This window comes from Leisingera sp. McT4-56 (genome assembly GCF_020514995.1).
GTDB lineage: Bacteria > Pseudomonadota > Alphaproteobacteria > Rhodobacterales > Rhodobacteraceae > Leisingera > Leisingera aquaemixtae_A.
In genome coordinates, this window is the sequence record NZ_JAJALF010000007.1 from 127,692 (window position 1) to 151,220 (window position 23,529).

Below are 23,529 nucleotides of genomic sequence, written 5' to 3' on the forward strand. Positions count from 1 at the left end.
GGCAGGGCAACAGGAGACTCGTGATGACCACCACCCGTTTTGCCCCGTCGCCGACCGGCTATATCCACGTCGGCAACCTGCGCACCGCGCTGATGAACTACCTGATCGCCCGGCAAGCCGGCGGCACCTTCATCCTGCGCATCGACGACACCGACCCGGAGCGGTCCAAGGAAGAGTACGTCGATGCGATCAAACAGGATCTGGAGTGGCTGGGCCTGACCTGGGACAAGGTGGAGCGCCAGTCCGAGCGCCTCGACCGCTATGTCGCTGCGGCGGAAAAGCTGCGGGAGATCGGCCGTTTCTACGAGGCCTTCGAGACCCCGACCGAGCTGGACCTGAAGCGCAAGAAGCAGCTGAACATGGGCAAGCCGCCGGTCTATGACCGTGCCGCTCTGAACCTGTCCGATGACGAGAAAGCTGCGCTCCGCGCCGAGCGCGGCGACGGCGTCTGGCGCTTCAAGCTGGACCATCAGCGCATCGAATGGACCGACGGCATCCTGGGCGACATCTCCATCGACGCGGCCTCGGTCTCCGACCCGGTGCTGATCCGCGGCGACGGCCAGTTCCTTTACACCCTGGCCTCGGTGGTCGATGACACCGAAATGGGCGTGACCCATGTGGTGCGCGGCTCCGACCACGTCACCAACACCGCCACCCAGATCCAAATCATCGAGGCGCTGGGCGGCTCCGTGCCCTCTTTCGCCCACCACTCGCTGCTGACCGGTCCGCAGGGCGAGGCGCTGTCCAAGCGCCTGGGCACCCTGGCGCTGCGCGACCTGCGCGAGGCCGGCGTGCAGCCGATGGCGCTCCTCAGCCTGATGGCGCGCCTGGGCTCCTCCGACCCGGTGGAGCTGCGCTCCGAACTGGCAGAGCTGATCGACGGTTTCGACATCAACCGCTTTGGTGCTGCGCCGACCAAGTTCGATGTCGAGGATCTCTATCCGCTGACCGCCCGCCACCTGCAGTCGCTGCCGCTGGAGGCCGTGCAAGGCCATGTGGACGCGCTGGGCGTTCCGGCTGAGAAACAGGCAGCCTTCTGGGACATGGCCAAGGAAAACATCACCACGCTCAAGGATCTCGCGGGCTGGTGGGAGCTCTGCCGCGACGGCGCCGAGCCGCTGGTCGCGGATGAGGACAAGGACTTCATCGCCGAGGCGATGGCGATGCTGCCCGAAGGCCCCTACGACAGCGAAAGCTGGGGTAAATGGACCGCTGCGGTGAAAGAGGCGACGGGTCGCAAGGGCAAGGGCCTGTTCATGCCGCTGCGCAAAGCCGTCACCGGCATGGAGCGCGGCCCCGACATGTCCGCCCTGCTGGCGCTGATGGAAACCGTGCGCGCCCGCGGCTGACGCCTGACACATCCTGATGTAAATAAAGGCGGTGCCTGATGGCGCCGCCTTTTTCTGTCCGGGAGGGGCGGGTGCGGGCGGGTCAGCCCCAGCGGCCGTCCCGGACCTCCTGGCACATTTCTTTGGCCGCCTTGGCCATGTCCGGATTCGGATGGCCGCCAAGCGCATCCAGCGACTTCTCCATCCAGCGCATCACCGAAGGCGAGTCGCTGCCGCAGCGGGCAATCGGCGGAAAGGCGCAGCGCAGCAGATGCTTGGCGGTGACCGGCGGGATGCTGACATTCGGATAATCCGCCTCGCGGGTATCGCTGGTCTCATCCGCAGGCATGTTCTCCCACAACAGCCGTTCCAGCCGCCCCATCACCTCCACCGCGGTGCCGGGATCATTGACGCCGGGCGACAGCGCCCGCTGCGCGGTCTCCGCCAGCAGGGTGAGGCCAAAGGACGAGTCCTGGTCGAAACTGCGCACGTCGCCGATGTCGATCGCGGCAGAGGCCGCCTTGCAGAAATCATTGTCCCCGGCCGTGGCCCAGGCCACCGGCTGGCCGCGCAGGATGTATTCCCCCGGCGCCCGCGCCAGGGTGATCTGCGTGCCGGCCTCCTCCGCCAGCTCATTGAGCCGCGACAGCCCGGCATAGCGGACAAAGCCGCTTTCGGCGGCGGGGATGTCCACGGCGTCCGCGGGTCTGGCGTCTTCACGCGCGCAAAGGCCGCCGAGGCAGGGCTTGTCCATCCGCGCTTTCAGGCTGGTGCGGGTGCGGTCCTCTATCAGCCGCAGGGTGTGGTCCATGCTGCCGAGGCCCGACAAATGATCGATCCAGCGCAGGATGGCGCCGACGATCAGCACCACCACGATGATGGTGAGCCCGAAAACCACCAGCGCGCCTTCAGGTGTGAAATAGCGTGCGCGGAACAGGATTACCGCGCTCAGCGAATAGATGAAGCCGCTGACAAAGGTGGCCAGCACCCTGTGGGTGACGGTGTCCTCCAGCAGCAGCCGGTAGACCCGCGGCGTCGCCATTGCAGCGGCGGCGCGGTAGGCGCTGACCATGACGTTCAGCGAAAAGGTGGTGACCGCCAGCATGCCCGACGCCAGGATCGTCAGCACCGGCAGCACTGCCTCGCGCCCGAAGTCCTTGCTCAGGTTATCCGGCAGCAGCGGTTTCGCCAGCGGCGCCAGCAGCAGCGCCAGCACCGAAATCAGGGAAATCAGGACAACCCGGAACCAGAGCTGCCGCGCAATCCGGCCCAGGTGCAGCAATAGCTTTTCAATCATGGCCCCCAGACTATGCGGCGCGCCCCGGTGCTGTCGATCAGTTCATCGAACATTTTGCGCTCCGCCGGCGCAACCGCCTGGTGGCGGGGGTAGCGCGGTGCCGCACGGTCGTCCAGGATCGGCGCATCCCAGCCGTCGGTGGTCTCCACGAACCCCTTCAGCCCGGCCTCTCCGAACACCCGCAGATAGCCCTGCAGCACCACATCCAGATAGCTGAGCAGGACCGGGTGGCGCTCGGTGACGCCGTTCTGCCTGTCCGCCGCCACCGCATAGACGGAAATCTCGGGGCTGCCGTTCAGCCCGTGCTGCACCCTGTCAGAGGCAGGCAGCCGCTCATAGGCAAACTCGCGCTCGTCCAGCGCCGCCCAGTCGCCGCCGGGCACCTCGGCGATCAGCCCGTCGATTTCGCTGTCCGCACAGGGCACAGCGGTCAGGAATGCCACCTCGCGCAAGGACGTATGCACCCAGGCCCGCCGCCAGCCGCGCAGCCGGGCGGGCGCCGCGCCGCCATAGGAATGGGTCGCTGTGTTCACCAGGCTGCCATAGCCAAAGAAGTAAGGAGCGGTCATTTCTAGCGCCTTTCAGCCGCATTTCCGGTTATTGATGTATGTCAAACTGCTTTTTCCGCTTTTGTGCAATAACCGATGCATCTTAGCTGCGGGAGCGACCCATGCGCATTACCAAAAGGACCAACATTGCCGTGCGGCTGCTGATGTACTGCGCCGCCCATGAAGACCGCCTGGTGACCAAGGCCGAGATTGCAGAGTGCTGTAATATCTCGGAAAACCATCTGGCGCAGGTGATCAACCAGCTCAGCCAGCTCGGCTACCTCGCCACCCAGCGCGGCCGCAACGGCGGCATGAACCTGGGCAAGCCCGCGGCAGAGATTCGCATCGGCGACGTGTTCCGCGATGTCGAGGGCAACCTGCCGATGGTGGAGTGCTTTGCCGACGCGGACAACACCTGCCCGCTGTCGGATGCCTGCCGTCTCAAGGTGGCGCTGGCGGATGCGGCGCAGGCTTTCTATGCCTCGCTGGACGATATCTCGCTTGAGGCGCTGGTCTGCGACAACCACGACCTGATGCGGCTCTTGCAGCCGGTCTCCTGCGGCGCCCGCTAGGCGCGCACCGCAGATCCGGTCATTCGCGTGCACGCAGGATGCGGGCGGGCTTGGCGGCCAGCGGCCGCAGCGCAAAGGCCAGCCCGGCCAGCAGCGTCGTCAGCACCCCGCCTGAGATCACCATCAGCGCATTGGGCCAGATCACCGCATAGCCGGTTTCGAACACATAGGCATTGATCGCCCAGGCCCCGGCAATGCCCGCGGCCAAGGCAACCAGCCCCGCCGCCGCGCCCAACAGGGCTGCGCGCAGGGCAAAGCTTGCCAGGATCTGCTTGCGCGGCGCGCCCAGTGTTTTCAGCAGCGCCGCCTCATACCGCCTTGCAGGCTCCCCCGCAGCCGCGGTGCCCAACAGCACCAGGAACCCGGTCAGCAGCGTCGCCGCCGCGCCATAGGCAGTGGCCGCCGCCAGCTGCCGCAGGATGTCCGACACCCGGTCGATGGCATCGCGCATCCGGATCGCGGTGATATTCGGCATTTCCCGCGCCAGATCGCGCAGGATCGCCGCCTCTGCCTGCTCCTCGGCATAGACGGTGGCGATGAAACTGTGCGGTGCGCCCGCCAGCGCGGCCTCGTTCAGCACCATCACAAACCCCATTCCGGCGGTGGAGAAATCCACGTTGCGGAAACTGGTGATGGTGCCGGTGATGTCGCGGCCCAGGATGTTCAGCGTCAGCGTGTCGCCCAGCTTGAGCCCCAGTTCCTCGGCCTCCTCGGCGGCAAAGCTGATCTGCGGATCACCTGAATAATTCTCCGGCCACCACGTGCCCGCCGTGACCTCCGTCGCCTCCGGCTGGGCGGCGGCATAGGTGATGCCGCGGTCGCCGCGCACCACCCAGTGATCGCCCGCAACCTCGGTGGCGGGCTGTCCGTTGATCCGGGTCAGCACCCCACGCAGCATCGGCGCGTTTTCCACCCGCGTGACGGAGGGGTCGTTCTCCACCCGCTCCAGAAAGGCAGGCATCTGGCTGCGCTGAATATCAACAAAGAAATAGCTCGGCGCCACATCCGGCAGATTGCCTGCAATCGCCCGGCGCATGTTGCCGTCGATCTGGCCGATGGCGGCCAGCACCGTCAGCCCCAGCCCCAGCGCCAGCACCGCGGGCACGGCACCATCACGCGCGCTGCCAATGGACGAGAGCGCCCACCGCAGGGCAGGTCGCCCGCGCGACGCCCCGGTGCCGCGGCGCGCCAGAAACCCGATCCCCAGCGCTGCAACCAGCAGCACCATCAGCGCCCCCATCAGCCCGCCCGCGGTCCACAGCGTCAGCTGCGCCGAGCCGCTGAACCAGGCCGCCAGCCCCACCAGCGCCGCCAGCGCCAATCCGGTCGCCAGCAAATATCGCGGGGCAGGCAGCCTTGTGCGGCTGGCAAAGGCATCCCGGAACAGGGAGGCCGCGCGGATGCGTTCCGCCCGCGCCAGCGGCCACAGGGCAAAGATGAAGGCGGTCAGCACGCCGTAAATCGCGGCCTCCGCCAAGGCCGAGGGGTAGAGCGAAAACACTGCCGGGAAAGGCAGCTGCGCCGCGATCAGCGGCCCCAGCAGCAGCGGCAGCACGCCGCCCAGAACCAGCCCGATGCCGACCCCGACCAGCGTCAGCGCGCCGATCTGCAGGAAGTAGGTGAGGAAAATTGTCTGCCGCTCCGCCCCCAGCGTGCGCAGGGTGGCAATGGTGGCGGTCTTGGTCGCCAGATAGGCGCGCACGGCAGCAGAGACGCCAACCCCGCCCACCGCCAGGCCGGAAAGCCCCACCAGAACCAGAAACCCGCCCAGCCGCTCGACAAAGGACGTGATCCCCGGTGCGCCGTTCCGTGCATCGCGCCAGCGCATGCCGGTGGTTTCAAACAGCCCCTCTGCCTCCGCCTGAAGGGCGGCCAGATCGCTGCCCGCAGGCAGTTCCATCCGGTACTTGGTGTCAAACAGGGTGCCGGGCTCCAGCAAGCCGGACTGCCCCAGGTCCGCTGTCCGCACCATCGTGCGCGGCCCCAGCTCAAAGCCGGAAGCGGCCGCATCCGGCTCCAGCGCGATCATCGCCATCAGGCGGAAGTCCTGGGTGCCCAGCCGGAAGGTATCCCCCGGCTGCAGCCCCAAACGGTCCGCCAGCACCCGGTCCATCACGCCACCGGGCAGCCCGTCCGCACCCGCCAGCGCGGCGTCCAGCGGCATCTCCGGCGCCAGCTTGATCTCGCCTTTCAAGGGATAGAGACCATCCACCGCCTTCACCTGGGTCAGTCCGCGCTCCTCGCCCACGGTGGCCATGGAGCGGAACTCGGCAATCTCGGAATGGCGCAGCGCGGTCCGCTCCAGCCAGGCGCGCTCGTCTTCAGTGGCAAAGCGGTAGGTGAAATTCAGCTCGGCATCGCCGCCCAGGATGGTGGCGCCCTCGCGCTCCAGTCCGGTCTCGATCGACGCGCGGATCGAGCCGATGGCGGCAATCACCCCGACCCCCAGCGCCAGGCAGGCGAGGAAGATGCGGAACCCCTTCAGGCCGCCGCGCAGCTCCCGCAGGGCAAAGCGCCAGGCGAGGCGGAAGGCGGCGGCATTCATTCCGCGGCCTCGCGGGCCGCGGCGTCATCCACCCGCCCGTCGCGCAGCCGCACCACCCGGTCGCAGCGTGATGCCAGCTCCGGCGCGTGGGTGACCATCACCAGCGTTGCGCCATAGCGGTCGCGCAAGCCAAACAGCAGGTCCATCACCGCGGCGCCATTGGCCTCATCCAGGTTGCCGGTCGGCTCATCCGCCAGCAGAATCGCAGGCCGCGGCGCCAGGGCGCGCGCCAGCGCCACCCGCTGCTGCTCGCCGCCCGACATCTGCGCAGGGAAATGGCCCGCCCGGTGGCCCAATCCTACCGCTTCCAGCTCTGCCTGGGCGCGGGGAAAGGCATCCTTGACGCCTGCCAGCTCCAAAGGCGTCGCCACGTTTTCCAGCGCGGTCATGGTCGGGATCAGGTGAAAGCTCTGGAACACCACCCCCATGTTGTTGCGGCGGAACCGCGCCAGCGCGTCCTCGTCCATCGCGGTCAGGTCCTGGCCCAGGGCAGTGACCGCGCCGCCGGTCGCCTGTTCCAGCCCGCCCATCAGCATCAGGAGCGACGACTTGCCCGATCCGGACGGCCCCACCAGCCCCAATGTCTCCCCCTGCCGCACGTCCAGCGAGATGCCGTGTAAAATCTCCACCGGGCCGGTATTGCTATTCAGGGTCAAACTCGCATCTAAGAGATGCAGAACGGGGCTGTTTTGATCGGTCATCGGGCCTGCCTGTTGGATGCACCTAACGGATATGGAGTGTTTGCGGCGATGCGCAAGACATTGGCACTGCTGAGTTTGCTGCTTTTCACCACCCCCGCCTGGGCGGAACCGCTGCGGATTACCGCCCTGGGCGACAGCCTGGTGCAGGGCTACGGGCTGCCGCAGGGCCAGGGGCTGGTGCCGCAGCTGGAGCGCTGGATGAACGAGAACGGCGCCGAGGTCGTGCTGCAGAATGCGGGGGTCTCAGGCGACACCACCGCCGGAGGCGCGGAGCGCGCAGAATGGACGCTGTCGGACAATCCTGACGGGCTGATCGTTCTGCTGGGCGGCAATGACATGCTGCGCGGGCTTGAGCCGCAGGAGGCACGCGCCAACCTGACCCGCATCCTGCAAACCGCGCAGGACAGGGGGATCGAAACCCTGCTGATTGGAATGAAGGCGCCGCGCAACTACGGCCCGGACTACAAGCAGGCCTTTGACGCCATCTACCCGGAACTTGCAGCCGAGTACGGCGCGGTGCTGCACCCGGACGCCTTTGCCGGCATCGCGGCAGCAGCGGACAACGACCCGGCGGCGGCGCAAGCGTTCATGCAGGACGACGGCATCCACCCCAACGCCCAGGGCGTTGCGCTGAATGTGGCCGCGATCGGCCCGGCGGCCCTGCAGCTGACGGCGGCGATAGGCCAGTGAAAACAGCCCCGTCCGTCAGGGCTGTTTGATAATCTCGGTGCAGATCAGGGGATCAGGAGACCAGCGCGATATCCACTGCGGATTCACGGCCGTCGCGGCCTGCGCGCAGCTCATAGGTCACTTTCTGATTGTCCGCCAGGCCGGTCAGGCCGGAGCGCTCAACAGCGGAAATGTGGACAAATACGTCCTTGCCGCCATCTTCGGGTGCAATAAAGCCGTAGCCTTTGGTGGTGTTGAACCATTTGACGGTGCCAGTGGCCATCGTCGTCTTCTCCTAAGTCGTCTCAGTTCTCTGCCCGCTTATGCGGCAGTCCGGCAAGGTTTGCAGATGGTCATGACCGTGCCGTGAAGGGTACAGTGATGGCATTCGCGTAACATCGCCGTGACAGAATTGGGTGCGAATCCCCTCTGGTGCAAGAAAAATGCGCTGTGACGCGGGGTTCCGGGGCAGATTCCGGCGGCAGAGCGCCTAAGGAGCCGTCACTTGTGCGTCTATAGCACAGTCACAACCGTCCCCAGCGGCACCCGCTCGTACAGGTCCACCACATGCTCGTTCATCATCCGGATGCAGCCGTTCGACACTGAATGGCCGATGGTTTGCGGCTGGTTGGTGCCATGGATGCGGAAATAGGTGTCGATGCCGTTCTGGAACAGATAGAGCGCCCGCGCGCCCAGCGGATTGTCCGGCCCGCCCGGCTGGATGTAGTCATTGTCGACGAATTTGGCATAGGCCCGCGGGTCGCGCTCGATCATCTCGTCGGTGGGGCGCCAGGTCGGCCATTCCTTCTTGCGTTCGATCACCGCCCGTCCGGTGAACTCCAGCCCGGCCTTGCCGACCCCCACGCCATAGCGGACCGCCTTGCGCTTGTCGGTCACGAAGTAGAGGTAGTAGGAGCGCGGCAGCACCAGGATCTGGCCGGGCGCAAAATCCTTGCGGATGCGCACCTCCTGCGGGGTGGGATCAAACGGGGCAGGGTCCTTCTTGCGGGCCAGCGCGGGCAGCGGAAGCAGCGCCGCCGCAGCCGCTGCGGTGCCTGTGCTCAGCATTTTCCGGCGTGAAAACATGGCCAAACCTCCGAACGTCAATTGCAACTCCCCCTCATCTTCCGGCGGCGGCGCCGAGCGGTCAACGGGTTTCGGCAGATGCAAAATAAACTGTTGCACCGGTGGCCGCCGCAGGCTTGCCCCGGCCCCTTTGGCGGCTATACCGGGGGAAACAGCCAAAGGAGCCGTCATGGGCGCCAAGACCCTTACCTGCCTCACCTGCGCCCAGCTGAACCGGGTGCCGGAAGAGAAGCTCGGCCAGAAGCCGAAATGCGGCAGCTGCGGCGCTGCGCTGATGCCGGGCAAGCCGGTGGAGGTGGACCCGGCGACGCTGCAAAAGGCGGTGCAGAACGACGATCTGATGCTGGTGGCGGATTTCTGGGCGCCGTGGTGCGGGCCCTGCCGGATGATGGCGCCGGAATTTGCCAAGGCGGCGAAGGCGCTGGGCAGCACCGCGCGGCTGGTCAAGCTCAACACCCAGGACCATCCCTCCACCGGCGCCCGCTACCGGATCCGCGGCATTCCGGCGCTGATCGCCTTTGAACGCGGCCGGGAAAGGAAGCGCCAGGCAGGCGCAATGCGGTCCGGGCAGATCGTGGCCTGGCTGCGCGGCTGAGCGCCGGCTGCGGCGTTTTCCGCAGAGGCTGGCAGGCAGCGGGTTTGCAGGCAGTGGGTTTGCAGGCCGGGGGTTAGCGGGCAGGGGTCAGGGGGCCTTGCCGCTGTCCGGTTCCGCGCGCGCCCCCCGCGTGCCGGAACCGCCGGTGCGCCGCATCAGCCAAGCCAGGCCTGTCAGCGTCAGCATGCAGGCCACAGCCGGATACATCAGAAGCAGTACCCACAGCGGCCAGCTGCCGGTCAAGGCAGCGGCAACGGTCAGCGTCAGGCTGGCCAGCATCGCCAATACCACACAGACCCAGGCCATCATGCCGGTCCCCCTGTGTCCCCCTCCTCAGACAGGATACGGAGCGGCGCGGGGCGAAACAATTGTGCGAAGGGCTAGACGGGGGTGCTCTTTAGGGGTGATTGGCCCCAGGGCGGCTATTCCGAAGGTGGTATGCCGCGCGGCGGCGCGGCCGGGCGGCGATCAGGCAGTCCAGGCGGTGCTTTCGGACCGGCTGCGCGGATGCTCCTGCCCGTCGGGTCCGTCCAGGAAGCTGCGCCAGACCAGGACGGCAATCACAGCCACTGCGACCGCGGTGCCGGCCGCCGGGTACATCAGCAGGCTCGCCCACAGCGGCAGGCCGCCGATGGCAAAACTCAGCACTGCCGCGGCCAGACCCGCAATCATTCCCAGGAAAATACCAGCCCAAGCCATGGGTCTCTCCAACACCTATACGTGCAAGGCGGCGTGCGTGCTCACCTGCGTCACGGATCATTGTCCGGTGAAATGCGTTAGGAAAGCGTTAAGAATGTGGCAGAAATGCGCGCTGTCCGTAAAATCCGCTGTACCTATTTGGAGGTCAGCGCCTGGCCGTCCTTGGCCTTGGGCATCCGGCCCTTGCCCTGCTGCAGGACGTGCGCCAGTTCATGCACCAGCAGATCGGGTTTCTTCGCATCGCCCGGTTTCATGAAGTAGATGTCGTTGCCCACGGTGAAGGCCTTGGCCTTCAGCTCCTTGCAGACGTCCTTGGCGTTGCCGCCCGTATGCACCTGCACCTTGGCGAGCTTGGCCTTGGAGAAATGCGCCTCCAGCCCCTTGCGCACATCGCCGGGCAGCTTCTTGCCCTTGGTGCCTTCCGGTTCGGTTTTCAGCTTCTTGCGCTTGGCCTTCTTGCCGCCAAGGGCTTCGACCTGTGCCTTCACGTCTTCCGGTTTCAGGGCCATGCGGGATCCTTTCCAACGCTTTAACCAACAACGGGCGCGGGAGGCGCCCGTGGTGAGGGTAGCGCAGGACGAGGAAAGGGTAAAATTACCGGGGCTTACTCTATTGGGACGTGGCGCGCAGCGGCACGGCCCGCGCCTGACCTTCCCCCCGGGGAAGGCGCCTTCGCGCCCTCCCAAGGTCAGGCCCGGGCCTTGTGTTATTACTGCGAAACTAGCTTCTGAGCTGCCTTTTCGTCAGCTATAGTTTTAACACGTGCAAATCGCTCCTCGCGTTTGTGACGCGCGACATACCACTCTTCAAACAGCGTTTCGATCAACTCAATCAAAACCTGCGCTTCTTCTGGGTCGACATCAATAATGACGTTGATATCTTTTTCCATGTGAGCGCCGATGTTTCCGATTTGCCGGATATGGTCTATTGCCTCGACACTGTCTGCGGAAACACCTTTGGGCGCGTTGCTTTCGTCCAGCAACTTCTTTAGCGCTTCGATCTCCTTAAAAAGCGTGGGTTTCGAAATGCCGCAAAAGTCGCGGATCATGCCTTGAAGACATCTTCGTGCAAGTGTTGCGGATGCTTTTGGGCTTAAGTCCTTTATATTGCATGCTTCAATGTAGTCTTCCACAAGAGGGGCAGGAATGTAGTCAGGTTGGGGATGTGCAGAATGATCTGGCATAAGCCTTCTCGAGAGCAATCTATCAGGCTCACTTCTTAAGCAAACTTGGCCATAGTGATCTTTATATGCAGTGCAGACCGACAAATTGATCGCAGCTTTCCCGCAGTCTGGATTCACACAGACAATGGCAACGGCATCAATTCCGAGGTGCCCAACATCTGCTTCGATGGTGTCAAAACCAACCTGCTTATGAGAAAAGTTTTGTTGAGTTACCACCTGAGCATGACTGCAATAGGGGCATTTCCATTTCATATGCATACCTCAAAGAAAAAAAGGGGAAGCTTGCCTCGCTTCCCCTACTAATATCTATGTCACCGCACAAACTTCTTGTGCTTCAACCGCTTGGGTTCCAGCGCGTCGGGACCCAGGCGGCGCTTCTTGTCCTCCTCGTAGTCCTCGAAGTTGCCCTCGAACCACTCCACATGTGCGTCGCCCTCAAAGGCCAGGATGTGGGTGCAGATCCGGTCGAGGAAGAAACGGTCGTGCGAGATCACCACGGCGCAGCCGGCGAAATCGACCAGCGCGTCTTCCAGCGCCCGCAGGGTTTCCACATCCAGGTCGTTGGTCGGTTCGTCCAAGAGCAGCACGTTGCCGCCCTCTTTCAGCAGCCGCGCCATGTGCACGCGGTTGCGCTCACCGCCGGACAGCAGCGACAGTTTCTTCTGCTGGTCGCCGCCCTTGAAGTTGAAGGAGGAGCAATAGGCGCGGGAATTGACCTGCGCGTCGCCCAGCTCGATGATCTCGGCGCCGCCGGAAATCGCTTCCCACACGGTGTCGTTGTCATTGAGGTCATCACGCGACTGGTCGACATAGCTGAGCTTGACGGTATCACCGTATTCCACGCTGCCCACATCGGGCTGCTCCTGGCCGGTCAGCATCTTGAACAGGGTTGATTTACCGGCGCCGTTGGGGCCGATCACGCCGACAATGCCGCCCGGCGGCAACGAGAAGTCGAGGCCCTCGATCAGCTGCTTGTCGCCGTAGTGTTTCGCAAGGCCAGTAACCTCAATCACCTTGGAACCCAGTCGCGGGCCGTTCGGAATGACGATCTGGGCGCGGCCGACCTTCTCGCGTTCGCTCTGCGAGGCCATCTCGTTATAGGCGGCAATACGCGCCTTGGACTTCGCCTGGCGGGCTTTCTGGCCCTGGCGCATCCATTCCAGTTCGCGCTCCAGGGTCTTCTGCTTAGCCTTGTCCTCGCGGGCTTCCTGCTCCAGGCGTTTCGCCTTCTGCTCCAGCCAGGCGGAATAGTTGCCCTCGTAGGGAATGCCGCGGCCGCGGTCCAGTTCCAGGATCCAGCCGGTGATGTCATCCAGGAAATAGCGGTCGTGGGTGACGCAGAGGATGGTGCCCTTGTAGTCGATCAGGTGCTGCTGCAGCCAGGCGATGGTCTCGGCGTCCAGGTGGTTGGTCGGTTCGTCGAGGAGCAGCATGTCGGGCGCTTCCAGCAGCAGCTTGCACAGTGCCACGCGGCGGCGCTCACCGCCCGACAGGTTGGCGGGCATCGCATCATCCGGCGGGCAGCGCAGCGCTTCCATGGACACGTCGACCTGGCTGTCCAGGTCCCACAGGTTCTGGGCGTCGATCTCGTCCTGCAGCTTGGCCATCTCCTCGGCGGTCTCGTCCGAGTAGTTCATCGCCAGTTCGTTGTAGCGGTCCAGGATGTCCTTCTTGGCCTGCACGCCCAGCATGACGTTTTCGCGCACGGTCAGGCTCTCATCCAGCTGCGGCTCCTGCGGCAGGTAGCCGACCTTGGCGCCCTCAGCCGCCCAGGCCTCGCCGGTGAAATCCTTGTCGAGGCCGGCCATGATCTTCATCAGCGTGGACTTACCGGCGCCGTTGACGCCGACCACACCGATCTTCACGCCGGGCAGGAAGGAGAGGTGGATGTTTTCAAAGCATTTCTTGCCACCCGGGTAGGTCTTGGAGACACCCTGCATGTGGTAGACGTACTGGTAGGAGGCCATGTGCTCGCTCCGTTAAGGGGGAAATTCGCTGGCGGGAGTGATAGCGGATGGGCGGCGGCGGGGCAATGCGGGAAGCAGGCCTGCGCAAGGGGGTGCCATCCGTACACCGGCTGTGCACCCTCTGTGCACCGGGTGGTGCTGTTTGGTTGTTTTCAGATCAGGTGCAACGAGTCCCCTGGGACGAGGCGCGCAGCGGCACGGCCCGCGCCTGACCTTCCCCACGGTCAGGCGCCTTCGCGCCTTCCCAAGGTCGGCCCCGGGCCTTGTGTTTTGCCCGTGTTACGCCCGGCAAAGTGCAGTTACTTGTCCGGGGTCACGGAAACTTCTCGGAACGACCAGCCTGCACAGCCAACTTCGGTTACAAAGTCACGGAAGGCTTCTGTGCAAAGAACGTCGCTCGTGACAGAGTCCCGCCAGATAGACGCGTTCTCCAGCGCGCTCTCCAGAAGTGCGCTTTTCGAGATGTTTGTCGTGTTGAAGGTCGTGCCGTCCTTGCGCGTGACAGAGTGGATGACGGATCTTTCCTTGTCCCAGCTGTCAATGCGCTTCAAAAGATTCGCCATGTGGTAGGGGCCGCCCGGCAGGGGGCTGTCATGGACTTCGTTCCAAACTTGCTCGACCGCTGCGAATTCGAAAGTCCCGGCGAAACTGTCTTCCAGGGCTGATTTCAGGCGGCTGTTCACCAGCGGAAAATTGTAAAGGATTACCGAAAAGCTGTCGATCGTTTCACGAGCGGCCCCGGACTGGGATTGCACAACACAGTGCAATTTCGCCAATTCCTGTTTGGTCGTTTCTGTTAGGCGGCCGCCCTTCAGAATTGCACCGTAAGAGTGCACTCCGCCACTTTCGAATCTGATGTCCCGTCTTGGCACCCATTCGTCCCGTGGCAATGGCAGCCGGAACACGTCTTCACGCGAGGTGCTCCTAGACCAACTGTAGAACATCGGCATATCCGGCTCGAAGTCCATCCCGATCAAATAACACTTCATTCAAAGTCTCCAAGAACGGCCGGCTGATGCAGGCAACAACGTAAATGCGCGAACAAGACCCTGATCCGCCGGGGATGGCAAGGTCCGATCCAATACCGTCCCGAGGGCAGCGCAGGCTGCGGCTGCCGGCCATCAAGCCGCAGGATTATCTAAGATAAAACCGGGCGGGCGCTTCGCGTCCACCCGCGGACAGGCGCTGCCCTCGCGTCCCGCGGAGGTTTCCCCTCACAGCTTCCACTTCTTCTTGACGCTGTCCGGCACCGGGTAGATCAGTTTGCGGTTGTCGAAGTGGTGGCACTTGATGCCTTCGCTGTTCCTTTCCGCCAGGTAGCGCAGGCAGGTGGACAGCGCCTTGATGATCTTGGGGTCGGTGCGGGTGGTCACATCCACCGCCTGGCCCGACAGGTGGCGCGAGATGTATTTCCAGTTCGCCTTCTTGAACATGCACTCGATGAAGCCCTTCTTGTCCTTGGCCTGCACGAACCCGTCCAGCTCCAGCCGCAGATCCTCGTTGTTCTTCAGGTAGGAATAGATTTTGCCGCGCTTCAGGTGGCTGTTCCAGCCGCCGTACATGGCGCTGGCCTGGGCCTTCTTGTCGCGCAGGCCGGACACCACATGGATGGGCACGCCGTAGAATGATGAGACTTCGTAAAGGACATCGAGGATCTTCTTCTTCACCCCTTGGGTCTTGCCGGTCAGCTTGCCGGGCTTGCGCAGCCCCTCGGACTCGACGGTCTTGACGACATTCTCCGCGGCTTTCTTCTGGGCTTCCTTGGCCGCCTTTTCCGCCGCCTGCTTGGCCGCCTTCTGGGCGTCCTCGCCCTTCTTCTCGCCCTTGGCGAAATAGCTGTCGTAGAGCGAGACCGCGTATTCTTCGATCTCGTCCAGCAGCGGTGCCCAGCCGCCCTTGTCCAGCGACTTGGACTTGGCCTCCTTCACCAGGGCGTCCTTGGCGGCCTTCACGGCCTTGGCCTTGGCTTCCTCCTTGGCCTTTTCGTCCTGTTTTGCCTGCGCCTTCTTCTCGGCCTTGGCCTTGCCGGGGCCTGCGTTCAGCTTCTTGATGGTGTTCTTGCCGGGGTCGATGCGGTAGTCGGGCTTGAAGCCGCAGACCTCCTGCTGGAACTGGCCGATCATCTTTTCCAGCACCGGCGTCGGGGTGCCGTCGGGTTTGAGCTTCTTGATCCCGGACTGGCCTGCAAAGGCATTCAGCAATTCTTGTACGGCTTTGACGTCTTCGGGCAGGTTCTTGCCCTTGCGCCCGACGGAGGCGGAAAGCTTGGCAACCATGGCGAACTCGCAATTTGGAAACAGCGGGGCAGGAACAATGCCCGCGCAACAAAATTCTACACCCAAAGCGGTGTTTCAGGCAATCTGCGCAGGGTTGTGCGCCGCCGCCGCGGGTGGCGATTGATCTCAGCCGGAAACTATGCGCATCAAGGCGTTCATGGTTTGCAAGCTGCCGCATATCCGCCCGGGCCACAGTGTCGGGCTGCTGGGGGGATCCTTTGATCCGCCGCACCGCGGCCATGCGGCGATTTCCCATGCGGCGCTCAAGCGCTTCGGGCTTGACCACCTGTTCTGGCTGGTGTCGCCCGGCAACCCGCTGAAGGCGCGCCAGCCGGCGCCGCTGGAGCGGCGGATCGCAGCGGCAGAGGACCTGATCCGGCACCCGCGCATCCACATCACCGGCATCGAGGCCGCGCTGGGCACCCGCTACACCGCCCAGACCCTGCGCCACCTGCGCCGCCGCCATCCCGGCGTGCGCTTTGTCTGGCTGATGGGGGCCGACAATCTGACCCATTTCCACCGCTGGAAAGACTGGCAGCAGATCCTGGACACGGTGCCCGTCGGTGTGCTGGCGCGTCCCGGCGACCGGATCTCGTCCCGGTTTTCCCCGGCAGCCCGGATTTACCGCCATGCGATGCTGAAAGGCAGCGAAAGCCACCTTCTGGCGCGGGCGGAAAGCCCCGCCTGGTGCTTTGTGAACCTGCCGATGGTGGAAGCCAGCTCGACGGAAATCCGCGCCCGCGGCGGCTGGTCAGCGGCGCAGGAGGGCTGAGGCCAGCCCGGCCGACAGCACCACCGCCAGCCCACCCCAGGTCCAGGCGTCCGGCAGCTGGCTGAACACTGCCCAGCCCAGGCCGACCGCGGCGACCAGCTGGAAATAGACCATCGGCGCCAGCTTCACCGCCTGCACCCGGCCATAGGCAAACAGCAGCAAGAGGTTGCCCATCATCGAGAACGCCGCACTCCCCACCGTCAGTGCCGCGATGGAGGGTGTGAACTCCGGCAGGCTGGCGAGGCCCAGCGGCAGCATCAGCAGGGCCGACAGCAGCAGCTGGGTCAGGCTCAGCTCCAGCGGCGTGCCGACATGCGCCAGCCAGCGCGAGCTGGTCAGGAAGCCGCCGTAGAAGCAGCCCGCCAGCACCGCCCACAGCAGATTGACCGAGCCGCCAAGCCCCGGCCGCACCACCATCAGCACGCCCAGGAACCCCAGTGCCATCAGCAGGCTGCGCAGGCCGGTTGCCTGCTCGCGCAACAGAAGCACCGACAGCACGTAGCTGACCGCCGGGCCGATGAAGAAGGCGGCAAAGACATTGGCCAGCGGTTCGGTCTGCAGGGCCAGCTGGATCGAGAAGATGCCGCCGGTCAGCAGCCCGGCGCGCAGCCACAGCCGCCAGTCGCCCAGCAGGGAGAACGCCCGGCGCGGCACAAAGGGCAGGATCAGCGCGGTGCCGATGGCAAACCGCGACCAGGCGACAAAGGCCGGCGTGGCCAGGCCGGCGCCGGTCAGCAGTTTCCCGCACAGGTCGCCTGCGGGGATCATTGACATGGCCGCGAACATGAGGAGTACTGCTTGGAACATGGCTGCCAGCGGTAGCAGGACTTGCCATGGCGAAAAAGCCCGGACCTTGCGGCGCAAAGCCACGGATCGGGGATTGAAGAAGAGCAGCTCCTGACCCTAAAAATGAATAAGATGACTTCACGCCGGACATTCCTCCTTTCCGGGCTTGCCGCATTGGCAGGCACCTCTGCGCTGGCCAATGCGCCGGCGGTCTCGTTGCGCCCGGTGGCGCGCCGGGCCAGTTCGCTGGCGGCAGGAACGGACGGGCTCAAGGCGCTGCTGGAGCGGGCCGGCCTGCCGGGGCACGCGGTCTGTGCGGTTGCGGATGTGAAATCCGGCAAGCTCTTGGAATCTTCCGGCGGGGGCGAGGCGCTGCCGCCGGCCAGCGTCGCCAAGGCGCTGACCGCGCTTTATGCGCTGGACGTCTTGGGAGCGGACCACCGGTTCGAGACCCGGGTGCTGGCCACCGGCGGCGTTGCGGGCGGTGTGGTGAACGGCGACCTGATCCTCGCGGGCGGCGGCGACCCGATGCTGAACACCGACCATCTGGCATTGCTGGCAAAAGCGCTGAAGACCGCCGGCGTGCGCGAGGTGCGGGGCAAGTTCCTGGTCTGGGACGGCGCGCTGCCCGGCGTTAAAACCATCGACCCGGACCAGCCCGACCATGTCGGCTACTCCCCGGCGGTGTCCGGCATCTCGCTGAACTTCAACCGGGTGCATTTCGAATGGAAACGCGCCGCCAGCGGCAACTGGGCGATCACCATGGACGCCCGCACCGAGAAATACCGCCCCGAGGTCGCCACCGCCCGGATGGCGATCCAGTCCCGCGCGGTGCCGGTTTACACCTATGCCGAAAAGGGCGGGGTGGATCACTGGACCGTCGCCTCCAAGGCGCTGGGCAAGGGCGGCGCGCGCTGGCTGCCGGTGCGCAACCCTGCCGCCTATGCGGGCGATGTGTTCCGCACCCTGGTGCGGGCCAATGGCATCGCGCTGCCGCAGGCGCGCAGCGTCAGCGCCCTGCCGGCGGCCACGCTGCTGGCCCAGCACCACAGCCCGCCGCTGGATGTGATGCTGAAGGCGATGCTGAAATACTCCAACAACCTGATGGCAGAGATGATCGGCATGTCCGCCTCTGCCGCGCGTGCCGGGCGCCCGGCCTCGCTGCAGGCCTCGGCGGCTGAGATGAGCGCCTGGGCGGCCGGCAAATACGGCATGTCCGGCACCCGTCTGGTGGATCATTCCGGCCTTGGCGAAGCCTCCCGGATGACGCCGGCGGATCTTACCCGCGCGCTGGTGGCGGCTTATAAATCCGGCCAGCTGAAGCCGCTCCTGAAGCCCTTCCAGATGCGCGACGCCAAGGGCCGCACGGTCAAGGGCCACCCGATCAAGGTCGCCGCCAAGACCGGCACGCTGAACTTCGTTTCCGGCCTTGGCGGGTTCATGACCGCGGCCGACGGCACAGAGCTGGCCTTTGCCATCTTCACCGCTGACCTGAAAACCCGCGGCCGCATTCCGCGTGCGCAGCGCGAACGCCCGCCCGGCGCCCGCAGCTGGAACCGCCGCGCCAAGAAGCTGCAGCAGCAGCTGATCGAACGCTGGGGCGCGGTCTACGGCAGTTAGGTCCTGACTGGTCTGGCCTGAATTCCTGTTTCTGGACGTTTCCCGCGGGCCAGTTCGCAGGCAGACCGGCACCGGCAGGGCTGCCTGCCCGGAGTGCAGAGGACCAGACCATGACTGAGCGTATCAACGACCACGGCCAGCCCATCGGCGCCCCGCTGCCGGACTGGCAGGGCGCGCGCCTTCCCGGCCACAGCGGCATGGCCGGCCGCTACTGCCGGGTGGAGCCGCTGGACGCCGCGCGCCACACCGCGGATCTGTTTGCCGCCTTCAGCCAGGACCAGAGCGGCGCGATCTGGACCTATATCCCCTGGGGGCCGTTTGGCACGGAGCAGGAGCTGCGCACATGGGTCCAGGGCGCCAGCGGCGTTGATGCGCAGCCCTATTTCGCCATCGTCAACGGTGCCAGCGGCCGGGCCGAAGGGGTGGCCAGCTACATGCGGATCAAGCCGGAGCACGGCGTCATCGAGGTCGGCGGCATCACCTATGCGCCTTCCCTGCAGCGGACGCCGGCCGCGACGGAGGCGATGTTCCTGATGATGGCGCGGGTGTTCAATGACCTCGGCTACCGCCGCTATGAATGGAAATGCGACGCCCTGAACGCGCCCTCCTGCCGGGCGGCGGAGCGGCTGGGCTTCACCTATGAAGGGCTGTTCCGCCAGGCCGTCGTCTATAAGGGGCGCAACCGCGACACCGCTTGGTATTCAATCATCGACAGTGAATGGCCGCGGCTGGAGGCGGCCTATGCTGAATGGCTCGACCCTGGAAACTTCGACGCGCAGGGGCAGCAAATGCAGAGCCTGGGACGGCTCATTGCGGCCCACCGGGGCTAGCTTCCGCCACCGTCCGCCCGGTTTGCGGATCAAACAGACCGCCGCCCAGATGCGCGTGGCCCCAGCCCATGATCTGCAGCAGCAGCGGCTCCAGGCTGCGGCCCGCCTCGGTCAGCGCGTAGCGGTAGCGCACCGGCCTGTCCTGATAGGCCTCCCGCGCCACCAGCCCCAATGCCATCAGCCGCTTCAGCCGCTCTGACAGCAGGTTGGCGGCAATATGCTCCTCGCTCGCCTGCAGCTCCTGGAAAGTATGCTTGCCGTGCCACATCAGGTCGCGCACCACCAACAGCGTCCATTTGTCCCCCAGAACATCCAACGTGCGGGCAATCGAACAGCGCGAGCGGAATTGGGTCTGCGGCTGGCTCATGGCGTGCCTCCAAAGGTGTTTTCATCCCGCACAATAAGAGACTTTCAAAATGAAAGCCACTGCCGCATAGTCACTTTAATTTTGAAAGTGAGTCGCGCAGCAAGGGAGACCCGCCACATGAACGCCATCGGAAACACGCCGCTTGTGCAGCTTAGGCATCTGACCACCCCGGACATGGCGGAGGTCTGGGTCAAATGGGAGGGTGCCAACCCGACCGGCAGCATGAAGGACCGGATGGCGCTGTCGATGATCGAAGGCGCCGAGCGGCGCGGCGACTTGAAACCCGGCGGCAAAGTGGTGGAATACACCGGCGGCAGCACCGGCAGCTCGCTTGCCATGGTCTGCGCCACCCGCGGCTACCAGGCGCATTTCGTCTCCTCCAACGCGTTCTCGGAGGAGAAGCTGCAGACCATGCGCGCCTATGGCGCCGAGGTGGAGATCATCCACGCCGAGGGCGGCATCCTGACCGCCAGCGTGATCGACCGCACCATCGCGCGGGCCAAACAGCTGGCGGCAGAGCCGGATGTGTTCTGGACCGACCAGGTCAACAACATGGACAACAAGCGCGGCTATCACGGCATGGCGCGGGAGATCCTGTCACAGCTGGACGGGGTGGTGGATGAGTTTGTGATGGCCACCGGCGGCGGCGGCTGCATTTCCGGCAATGCCGAGGTGCTGAAGGAGGTGAACCCCGAAACCCGCATCATTGCCATCGAGCCCTATCACGTGCGCAACCTGTCGGGCGGCGACACCAGCGGCACCCACCAGCTGGAGGGAATCGGCCTCTCTTTCCTGCCCAAGATCCTGCGCCGCGACCTGATTGACGACGTGGTGCCGGTCAAGGATGAGGATGCCTTTGCCGGTGCCCGGATGCTGGCGCAGCAGGAAGGGCTTTTGGGCGGCATTACCTCAGGCGCCAACATCTGGGCGGCGCTGCAGCGGGCGCGGGCGCTGGGGCCGGGCAAGCGGGTGGTCACCGTGGTGATCGACACCGGCCTGCGCTACCTGAATTCCGCGCTCTACCGGTAAGGGGTCCGGGGCCGCCATTTGCGAAACGGGTGGCGCAGGCCATGCGCCGCCCGGGGTTCAAAACAATGCCTTCAGGCGTCGGAGCTTTCCAGGCTGCGGGCCTTGGCGCGCACCAGCTCCTTGGCCAGATCGCTGAGGATCTCCATGCTGAAGCCGCCAAGCTGCTGGTGGCGCTCCCGCACCGCGTTCCAGATGTCGCCGTCGCGAATATTGTCCAGCAGCTCATGACCGCTCCAGGTCAGGCCGCGCACATGCCAGTTGCCGTTCGACAGCCGGCTGAACCGGGCCAGCCCGGCGCTGTCCAACAGGCTCAGGTGATAAGCCAGCTTGCGCGCCTCGGCATCGGGCAGGCAATCCTCCACCGGCAGCATCATCGCCTCTGCGGCGGCGCGCGGCAGGGCGCAATAGGACTCCCTGCCTGCCTCTATCTCGAGGAGAAGCTTGCGGATTTCATCGATGTCTCTTCGCCATGCGGCCATGAACCGACTCCCGATACGGCACGAACTAGCGCCAAATGGGAGCGGGTCAAATGCGGTACAAGCCTGCGTTGTGCAATCCCGCCATGCACGGCAGGCAAGGGAAGCTGCCTCAGACCATGTGCCGCGCCCGGGCGCCGCGCTCGATCGCGGCGGCGTGCAGCCGGTCGATGTTCAGCTCGTAGCGGACCTCTGCCAGGAATTCCAATTCGGTCTCGCCCAGATACCCGTCGGCCGCCGCCACATCGCAGGACAGCGCATAGGCCGTCTCGAACAGCCGTTCCGGCAGATCGCCGCGGATGAGGCCGAACAGCGCCTCCAGCCCGTCTTCCTGCTCGAACAGGTCGAACACGGTGCGGGAAATCCGCGACACACGGTCGATGTCGTAATCGGCAAACACCGGCAGCATGTTGACCGCCGACTGGATCTTGACCAGCTCCGCCGTGCGGATGTTCTCGTCCGAGGCAGACACCGCCACCATCAGCGCCACCAGGCAGTCCTGCGGGGACATCGGGTGCGGGGTTTGCTCTGTCATCAAGGCATCCTTTTCATGCTGCATGCTGCCGCAATCAGGATAGGTACAGGGCGGGGCAGGTTCAACTGCTGCCCGCGCCAAAGCCGCAAAAAACCGCCTCGGATTCAAGCTTGTGCGGAAAACCGGTACCGGATCTGCTCAAAGCTCGGCTCGGCAAAGCCATAGGCAAAGCGCAACCCGTCCCGGCCCGCCACGGTGCCGTGCTCGGCGCCGCCGGGCACATAGATGGCGATCCCGGGGCGAATCTCATGCGGAATGCCGTCGATGGTCACCACCCCGGCCCCCTCCAGCCCGAAATAGAACTCTGCCGGGTCATGGCGGTGCGGCAGCAGGCGGCCGCCGGGGCCGAATTCGGCAATGCCCAGCACCATGTCGCGCGGCGCGTCCTCGCTGCCGTTGATCAGCGTGCGCCAGCGCACTTCGCCGTAGGCCGGATCCGTGCCGCCCGCCAGCGGCACCTGCGCGGCATCCACCGCCAGCGGCGCATGCGGCAGGTTGGAGGGCTGATGCAACTGTTCCGCATCGCCCAGATCGGCAGCTAGGGTGGTCAGTTCTGCAGTCATCGCAAGCCTCCTCGTCCTGCCGCCCAGTTAGAGGCCTTCCCGGGTTTCGCTCAATAGGGTAAAGCTGCACAGTAATATACGCTGAGGTTATGATAGATGGAGCGCCTTCCCAGTTTTTCCGGGCTCACCGCCTTTTATGCCGCGGCGCGCCACGGCACCCTGACCGCCGCCGCGCAGGAGCTGAATGTTTCGCAGCCCGCGGTGTCGCGCCGGATCGCGGCGCTGGAGGCGGACCTGGGCTGCGCCCTGTTCGACCGCAGCCGCAAGCCCGTGCGCATGACCCCGCAAGGAAAGGATCTTCTGCAGGCCCTGCACAGCGGCTTCGGGCAGATCGAGGCCTCCGTGGCCCGCCTGCGGCAAAGCGCACAGGGGCGGGTTGTAACGGTTTCGGCCCCGGCCGGCTTTGTCGCCTTCTGGCTGATCCCGCGGCTGGGCGCGCTGGAGGATGCCTTTCCCGGGGTGACAATCCGCATCCTCAGCCAGGAGTATGGAGAGGCTGTCCGCCCCGGCGATCTGCTGATCCGTTTCGGCCTGCCGGAAACAGGTGCCGGGCAGGAGCAGCGGCTGCTGGGGGATGAGGTCTTTCCGGTGGCCAGCCCGTTGTATCTGTCGCGCCTGGGAATGGCCGCGGACCGCCATGATTTTGCACGTATGACACTGCTGACGATGGAGACCGCCCGCAGCCAGTGGCACGACTGGCCCAGCTGGTTTCAGGAGGCGGGGCTGGCAATGCCGTCCGGGGTGCGCGCGCTCGACTTCAACTCCTATGCGATGCTGGTCAACGCTGCGCTGGCCGGGCAGGGGGTGTGCCTGGCCTGGGGCGGGGTGCTCGACAGCTTTCTGGGCACCGGCGCGCTGGTGCGTCTGCAGGGGCCAAGCGCCAGCTCCGCGCGCGGCTACTTCGCCTCTGCCCGCGATGGTCTGGCGGCGGGGCGCGATGTGCGGGACATTCTGGCCTGGATCACCGAAAAGGCAGCCTAGCAAGCGCCGCCCGGGCCGGGGATCATTGACTCATGCTGCACAGGCACAATAGAGGGAAGGGCCGGATGCATGGGGCATCCGGGATGATCACGCGGCACCCCGAT

27 protein-coding genes are annotated in these 23,529 nt (G+C 65.1%); 9 read left to right on the plus strand and 18 right to left on the minus strand.

All coding sequences use genetic code 11. The annotated features are described in order from the left end of the window. Positions 1-23 precede the first annotated feature (23 nt). Positions 24-1,349 (plus strand): glutamate--tRNA ligase, encoded by a 1,326-nt coding sequence (gene gltX / locus LHL23_RS10560; RefSeq protein ID WP_226429827.1) that lies wholly within the window; start codon positions 24-26, stop codon positions 1,347-1,349. An 82-nt stretch (positions 1,350-1,431) separates the two neighbouring features. Here gltX and LHL23_RS10565 read toward each other — a convergent pair whose 3' ends face one another. Together LHL23_RS10565 and LHL23_RS10570 are read right to left on the minus strand one after the other, a co-directional pair. After that, complete coding sequence (locus tag LHL23_RS10565; RefSeq protein ID WP_226429828.1) at positions 1,432-2,625, minus strand: DUF2254 domain-containing protein; 1,194 nt, start codon at positions 2,623-2,625, stop codon at positions 1,432-1,434. Next, the gene (locus tag LHL23_RS10570; protein WP_222481800.1) at positions 2,622-3,194 is read right to left on the minus strand and encodes a gamma-glutamylcyclotransferase family protein; all 573 of its coding nucleotides are present in this window, start codon (positions 3,192-3,194) and stop codon (positions 2,622-2,624) included. The genes LHL23_RS10565 and LHL23_RS10570 overlap by 4 nt, the downstream gene beginning before the upstream one ends. A gap of 101 nt (positions 3,195-3,295) precedes the next feature. On the opposite strand from LHL23_RS10570, the gene LHL23_RS10575 reads away from it, so the two are divergent. Beyond that, positions 3,296-3,745 (plus strand): RrF2 family transcriptional regulator, encoded by a 450-nt coding sequence (locus LHL23_RS10575; RefSeq protein ID WP_222481801.1) that lies wholly within the window; start codon positions 3,296-3,298, stop codon positions 3,743-3,745. 19 nt (positions 3,746-3,764) lie between these two features. Here the strand turns inward: LHL23_RS10575 and LHL23_RS10580 are convergent, their stop codons facing one another. Further along, complete coding sequence (locus LHL23_RS10580) at positions 3,765-6,290, minus strand: ABC transporter permease (RefSeq protein WP_226429829.1); 2,526 nt, start codon at positions 6,288-6,290, stop codon at positions 3,765-3,767. Next, the gene (locus tag LHL23_RS10585) at positions 6,287-6,991 is read right to left on the minus strand and encodes an ABC transporter ATP-binding protein (RefSeq protein ID WP_226429830.1); all 705 of its coding nucleotides are present in this window, start codon (positions 6,989-6,991) and stop codon (positions 6,287-6,289) included. Before LHL23_RS10585 ends, LHL23_RS10580 begins: the two co-directional genes overlap by 4 nt. A gap of 48 nt (positions 6,992-7,039) precedes the next feature. Between LHL23_RS10585 and LHL23_RS10590 the strand changes: the two genes are divergently transcribed. Further along, positions 7,040-7,681 (plus strand): arylesterase, encoded by a 642-nt coding sequence (locus tag LHL23_RS10590; protein ID WP_226429831.1) that lies wholly within the window; start codon positions 7,040-7,042, stop codon positions 7,679-7,681. Positions 7,682-7,733: 52 nt separating this feature from the next. Here LHL23_RS10590 and LHL23_RS10595 read toward each other — a convergent pair whose 3' ends face one another. Beyond that, positions 7,734-7,943 carry a cold-shock protein gene (locus LHL23_RS10595; protein ID WP_222481805.1) on the minus strand — a complete coding sequence of 70 codons (210 nt, stop codon included), beginning with the start codon at positions 7,941-7,943 and terminating at the stop codon, positions 7,734-7,736. Positions 7,944-8,173: 230 nt separating this feature from the next. Next, positions 8,174-8,746: a L,D-transpeptidase gene (locus LHL23_RS10600; protein ID WP_222481806.1), complete on the minus strand. Its 573-nt coding sequence runs from the start codon at positions 8,744-8,746 to the stop codon at positions 8,174-8,176. A 169-nt stretch (positions 8,747-8,915) separates the two neighbouring features. Between LHL23_RS10600 and trxC the strand changes: the two genes are divergently transcribed. Beyond that, entirely contained in the window at positions 8,916-9,341 is a 426-nt protein-coding gene (gene trxC, locus LHL23_RS10605) for a thioredoxin TrxC (protein ID WP_226429832.1), read from the plus strand. Positions 9,342-9,428: 87 nt separating this feature from the next. Here trxC and LHL23_RS10610 read toward each other — a convergent pair whose 3' ends face one another. The 7 genes from LHL23_RS10610 to LHL23_RS10640 all read right to left on the minus strand — a co-directional run bounded on the left by LHL23_RS10610 (position 9,429) and on the right by LHL23_RS10640 (position 15,466). Continuing rightward, positions 9,429-9,650, minus strand: a complete 222-nt coding sequence (locus LHL23_RS10610; protein WP_226429833.1) for a hypothetical protein — start codon at positions 9,648-9,650, stop codon at positions 9,429-9,431. Between the two features lie 159 nt (positions 9,651-9,809). After that, positions 9,810-10,040 (minus strand): hypothetical protein, encoded by a 231-nt coding sequence (locus LHL23_RS10615; protein WP_226429834.1) that lies wholly within the window; start codon positions 10,038-10,040, stop codon positions 9,810-9,812. Positions 10,041-10,174: 134 nt separating this feature from the next. Further along, positions 10,175-10,549 carry an eCIS core domain-containing protein gene (locus LHL23_RS10620; RefSeq protein WP_226429835.1) on the minus strand — a complete coding sequence of 125 codons (375 nt, stop codon included), beginning with the start codon at positions 10,547-10,549 and terminating at the stop codon, positions 10,175-10,177. 200 nt (positions 10,550-10,749) lie between these two features. After that, entirely contained in the window at positions 10,750-11,439 is a 690-nt protein-coding gene (locus LHL23_RS10625) for a DUF4145 domain-containing protein (protein WP_226429836.1), read from the minus strand. Positions 11,440-11,534: 95 nt separating this feature from the next. After that, positions 11,535-13,190 carry an energy-dependent translational throttle protein EttA gene (ettA, locus tag LHL23_RS10630; protein WP_226429837.1) on the minus strand — a complete coding sequence of 552 codons (1,656 nt, stop codon included), beginning with the start codon at positions 13,188-13,190 and terminating at the stop codon, positions 11,535-11,537. A gap of 299 nt (positions 13,191-13,489) precedes the next feature. Further along, complete coding sequence (locus LHL23_RS10635) at positions 13,490-14,179, minus strand: imm11 family protein (RefSeq protein ID WP_226429838.1); 690 nt, start codon at positions 14,177-14,179, stop codon at positions 13,490-13,492. A 225-nt stretch (positions 14,180-14,404) separates the two neighbouring features. Beyond that, complete coding sequence (locus tag LHL23_RS10640; protein ID WP_226429839.1) at positions 14,405-15,466, minus strand: peptidoglycan-binding domain-containing protein; 1,062 nt, start codon at positions 15,464-15,466, stop codon at positions 14,405-14,407. A 157-nt stretch (positions 15,467-15,623) separates the two neighbouring features. Here LHL23_RS10640 and LHL23_RS10645 point away from each other — a divergent pair, with 157 nt between their 5' ends. Continuing rightward, a complete protein-coding gene (locus LHL23_RS10645; RefSeq protein ID WP_226429840.1) occupies positions 15,624-16,238 on the plus strand; it encodes a nicotinate-nucleotide adenylyltransferase in 615 nt (204 codons plus the stop codon). Here the strand turns inward: LHL23_RS10645 and LHL23_RS10650 are convergent. Further along, positions 16,218-17,045 (minus strand): DMT family transporter, encoded by an 828-nt coding sequence (locus LHL23_RS10650; RefSeq protein WP_226429841.1) that lies wholly within the window; start codon positions 17,043-17,045, stop codon positions 16,218-16,220. The two genes, LHL23_RS10645 and LHL23_RS10650, sit on opposite strands and share 21 nt — an antisense overlap. A 111-nt stretch (positions 17,046-17,156) precedes the next feature. Here LHL23_RS10650 and dacB point away from each other — a divergent pair, with 111 nt between their 5' ends. Further along, positions 17,157-18,644: a D-alanyl-D-alanine carboxypeptidase/D-alanyl-D-alanine endopeptidase gene (dacB, locus tag LHL23_RS10655; protein ID WP_226429873.1), complete on the plus strand. Its 1,488-nt coding sequence runs from the start codon at positions 17,157-17,159 to the stop codon at positions 18,642-18,644. Positions 18,645-18,754: 110 nt separating this feature from the next. After that, complete coding sequence (locus tag LHL23_RS10660) at positions 18,755-19,474, plus strand: GNAT family N-acetyltransferase (protein WP_226429842.1); 720 nt, start codon at positions 18,755-18,757, stop codon at positions 19,472-19,474. Here the strand turns inward: LHL23_RS10660 and LHL23_RS10665 are convergent. After that, positions 19,452-19,841, minus strand: coding sequence for a winged helix-turn-helix transcriptional regulator (locus LHL23_RS10665; protein ID WP_226429843.1), 390 nt, complete (start codon positions 19,839-19,841; stop codon positions 19,452-19,454). The genes LHL23_RS10660 and LHL23_RS10665 overlap by 23 nt on opposite strands. A gap of 117 nt (positions 19,842-19,958) precedes the next feature. On the opposite strand from LHL23_RS10665, the gene LHL23_RS10670 reads away from it, so the two are divergent. After that, positions 19,959-20,870 carry a PLP-dependent cysteine synthase family protein gene (locus LHL23_RS10670; protein ID WP_226429844.1) on the plus strand — a complete coding sequence of 304 codons (912 nt, stop codon included), beginning with the start codon at positions 19,959-19,961 and terminating at the stop codon, positions 20,868-20,870. 71 nt (positions 20,871-20,941) lie between these two features. Here LHL23_RS10670 and LHL23_RS10675 read toward each other — a convergent pair whose 3' ends face one another. The 3 genes from LHL23_RS10675 to LHL23_RS10685 form a co-directional block, all read right to left on the minus strand. Beyond that, the gene (locus LHL23_RS10675) at positions 20,942-21,349 is read right to left on the minus strand and encodes a DUF2513 domain-containing protein (protein WP_226429845.1); all 408 of its coding nucleotides are present in this window, start codon (positions 21,347-21,349) and stop codon (positions 20,942-20,944) included. 109 nt (positions 21,350-21,458) lie between these two features. Next, positions 21,459-21,881, minus strand: coding sequence for a tellurite resistance TerB family protein (locus LHL23_RS10680; RefSeq protein WP_222481821.1), 423 nt, complete (start codon positions 21,879-21,881; stop codon positions 21,459-21,461). A gap of 104 nt (positions 21,882-21,985) precedes the next feature. Next, the gene (locus LHL23_RS10685; RefSeq protein WP_226429846.1) at positions 21,986-22,444 is read right to left on the minus strand and encodes a cupin domain-containing protein; all 459 of its coding nucleotides are present in this window, start codon (positions 22,442-22,444) and stop codon (positions 21,986-21,988) included. 96 nt (positions 22,445-22,540) lie between these two features. Here LHL23_RS10685 and LHL23_RS10690 point away from each other — a divergent pair, with 96 nt between their 5' ends. After that, positions 22,541-23,425, plus strand: coding sequence for a LysR family transcriptional regulator (locus tag LHL23_RS10690; RefSeq protein WP_226429847.1), 885 nt, complete (start codon positions 22,541-22,543; stop codon positions 23,423-23,425). The last annotated feature ends 104 nt before the right edge of the window (positions 23,426-23,529 follow it).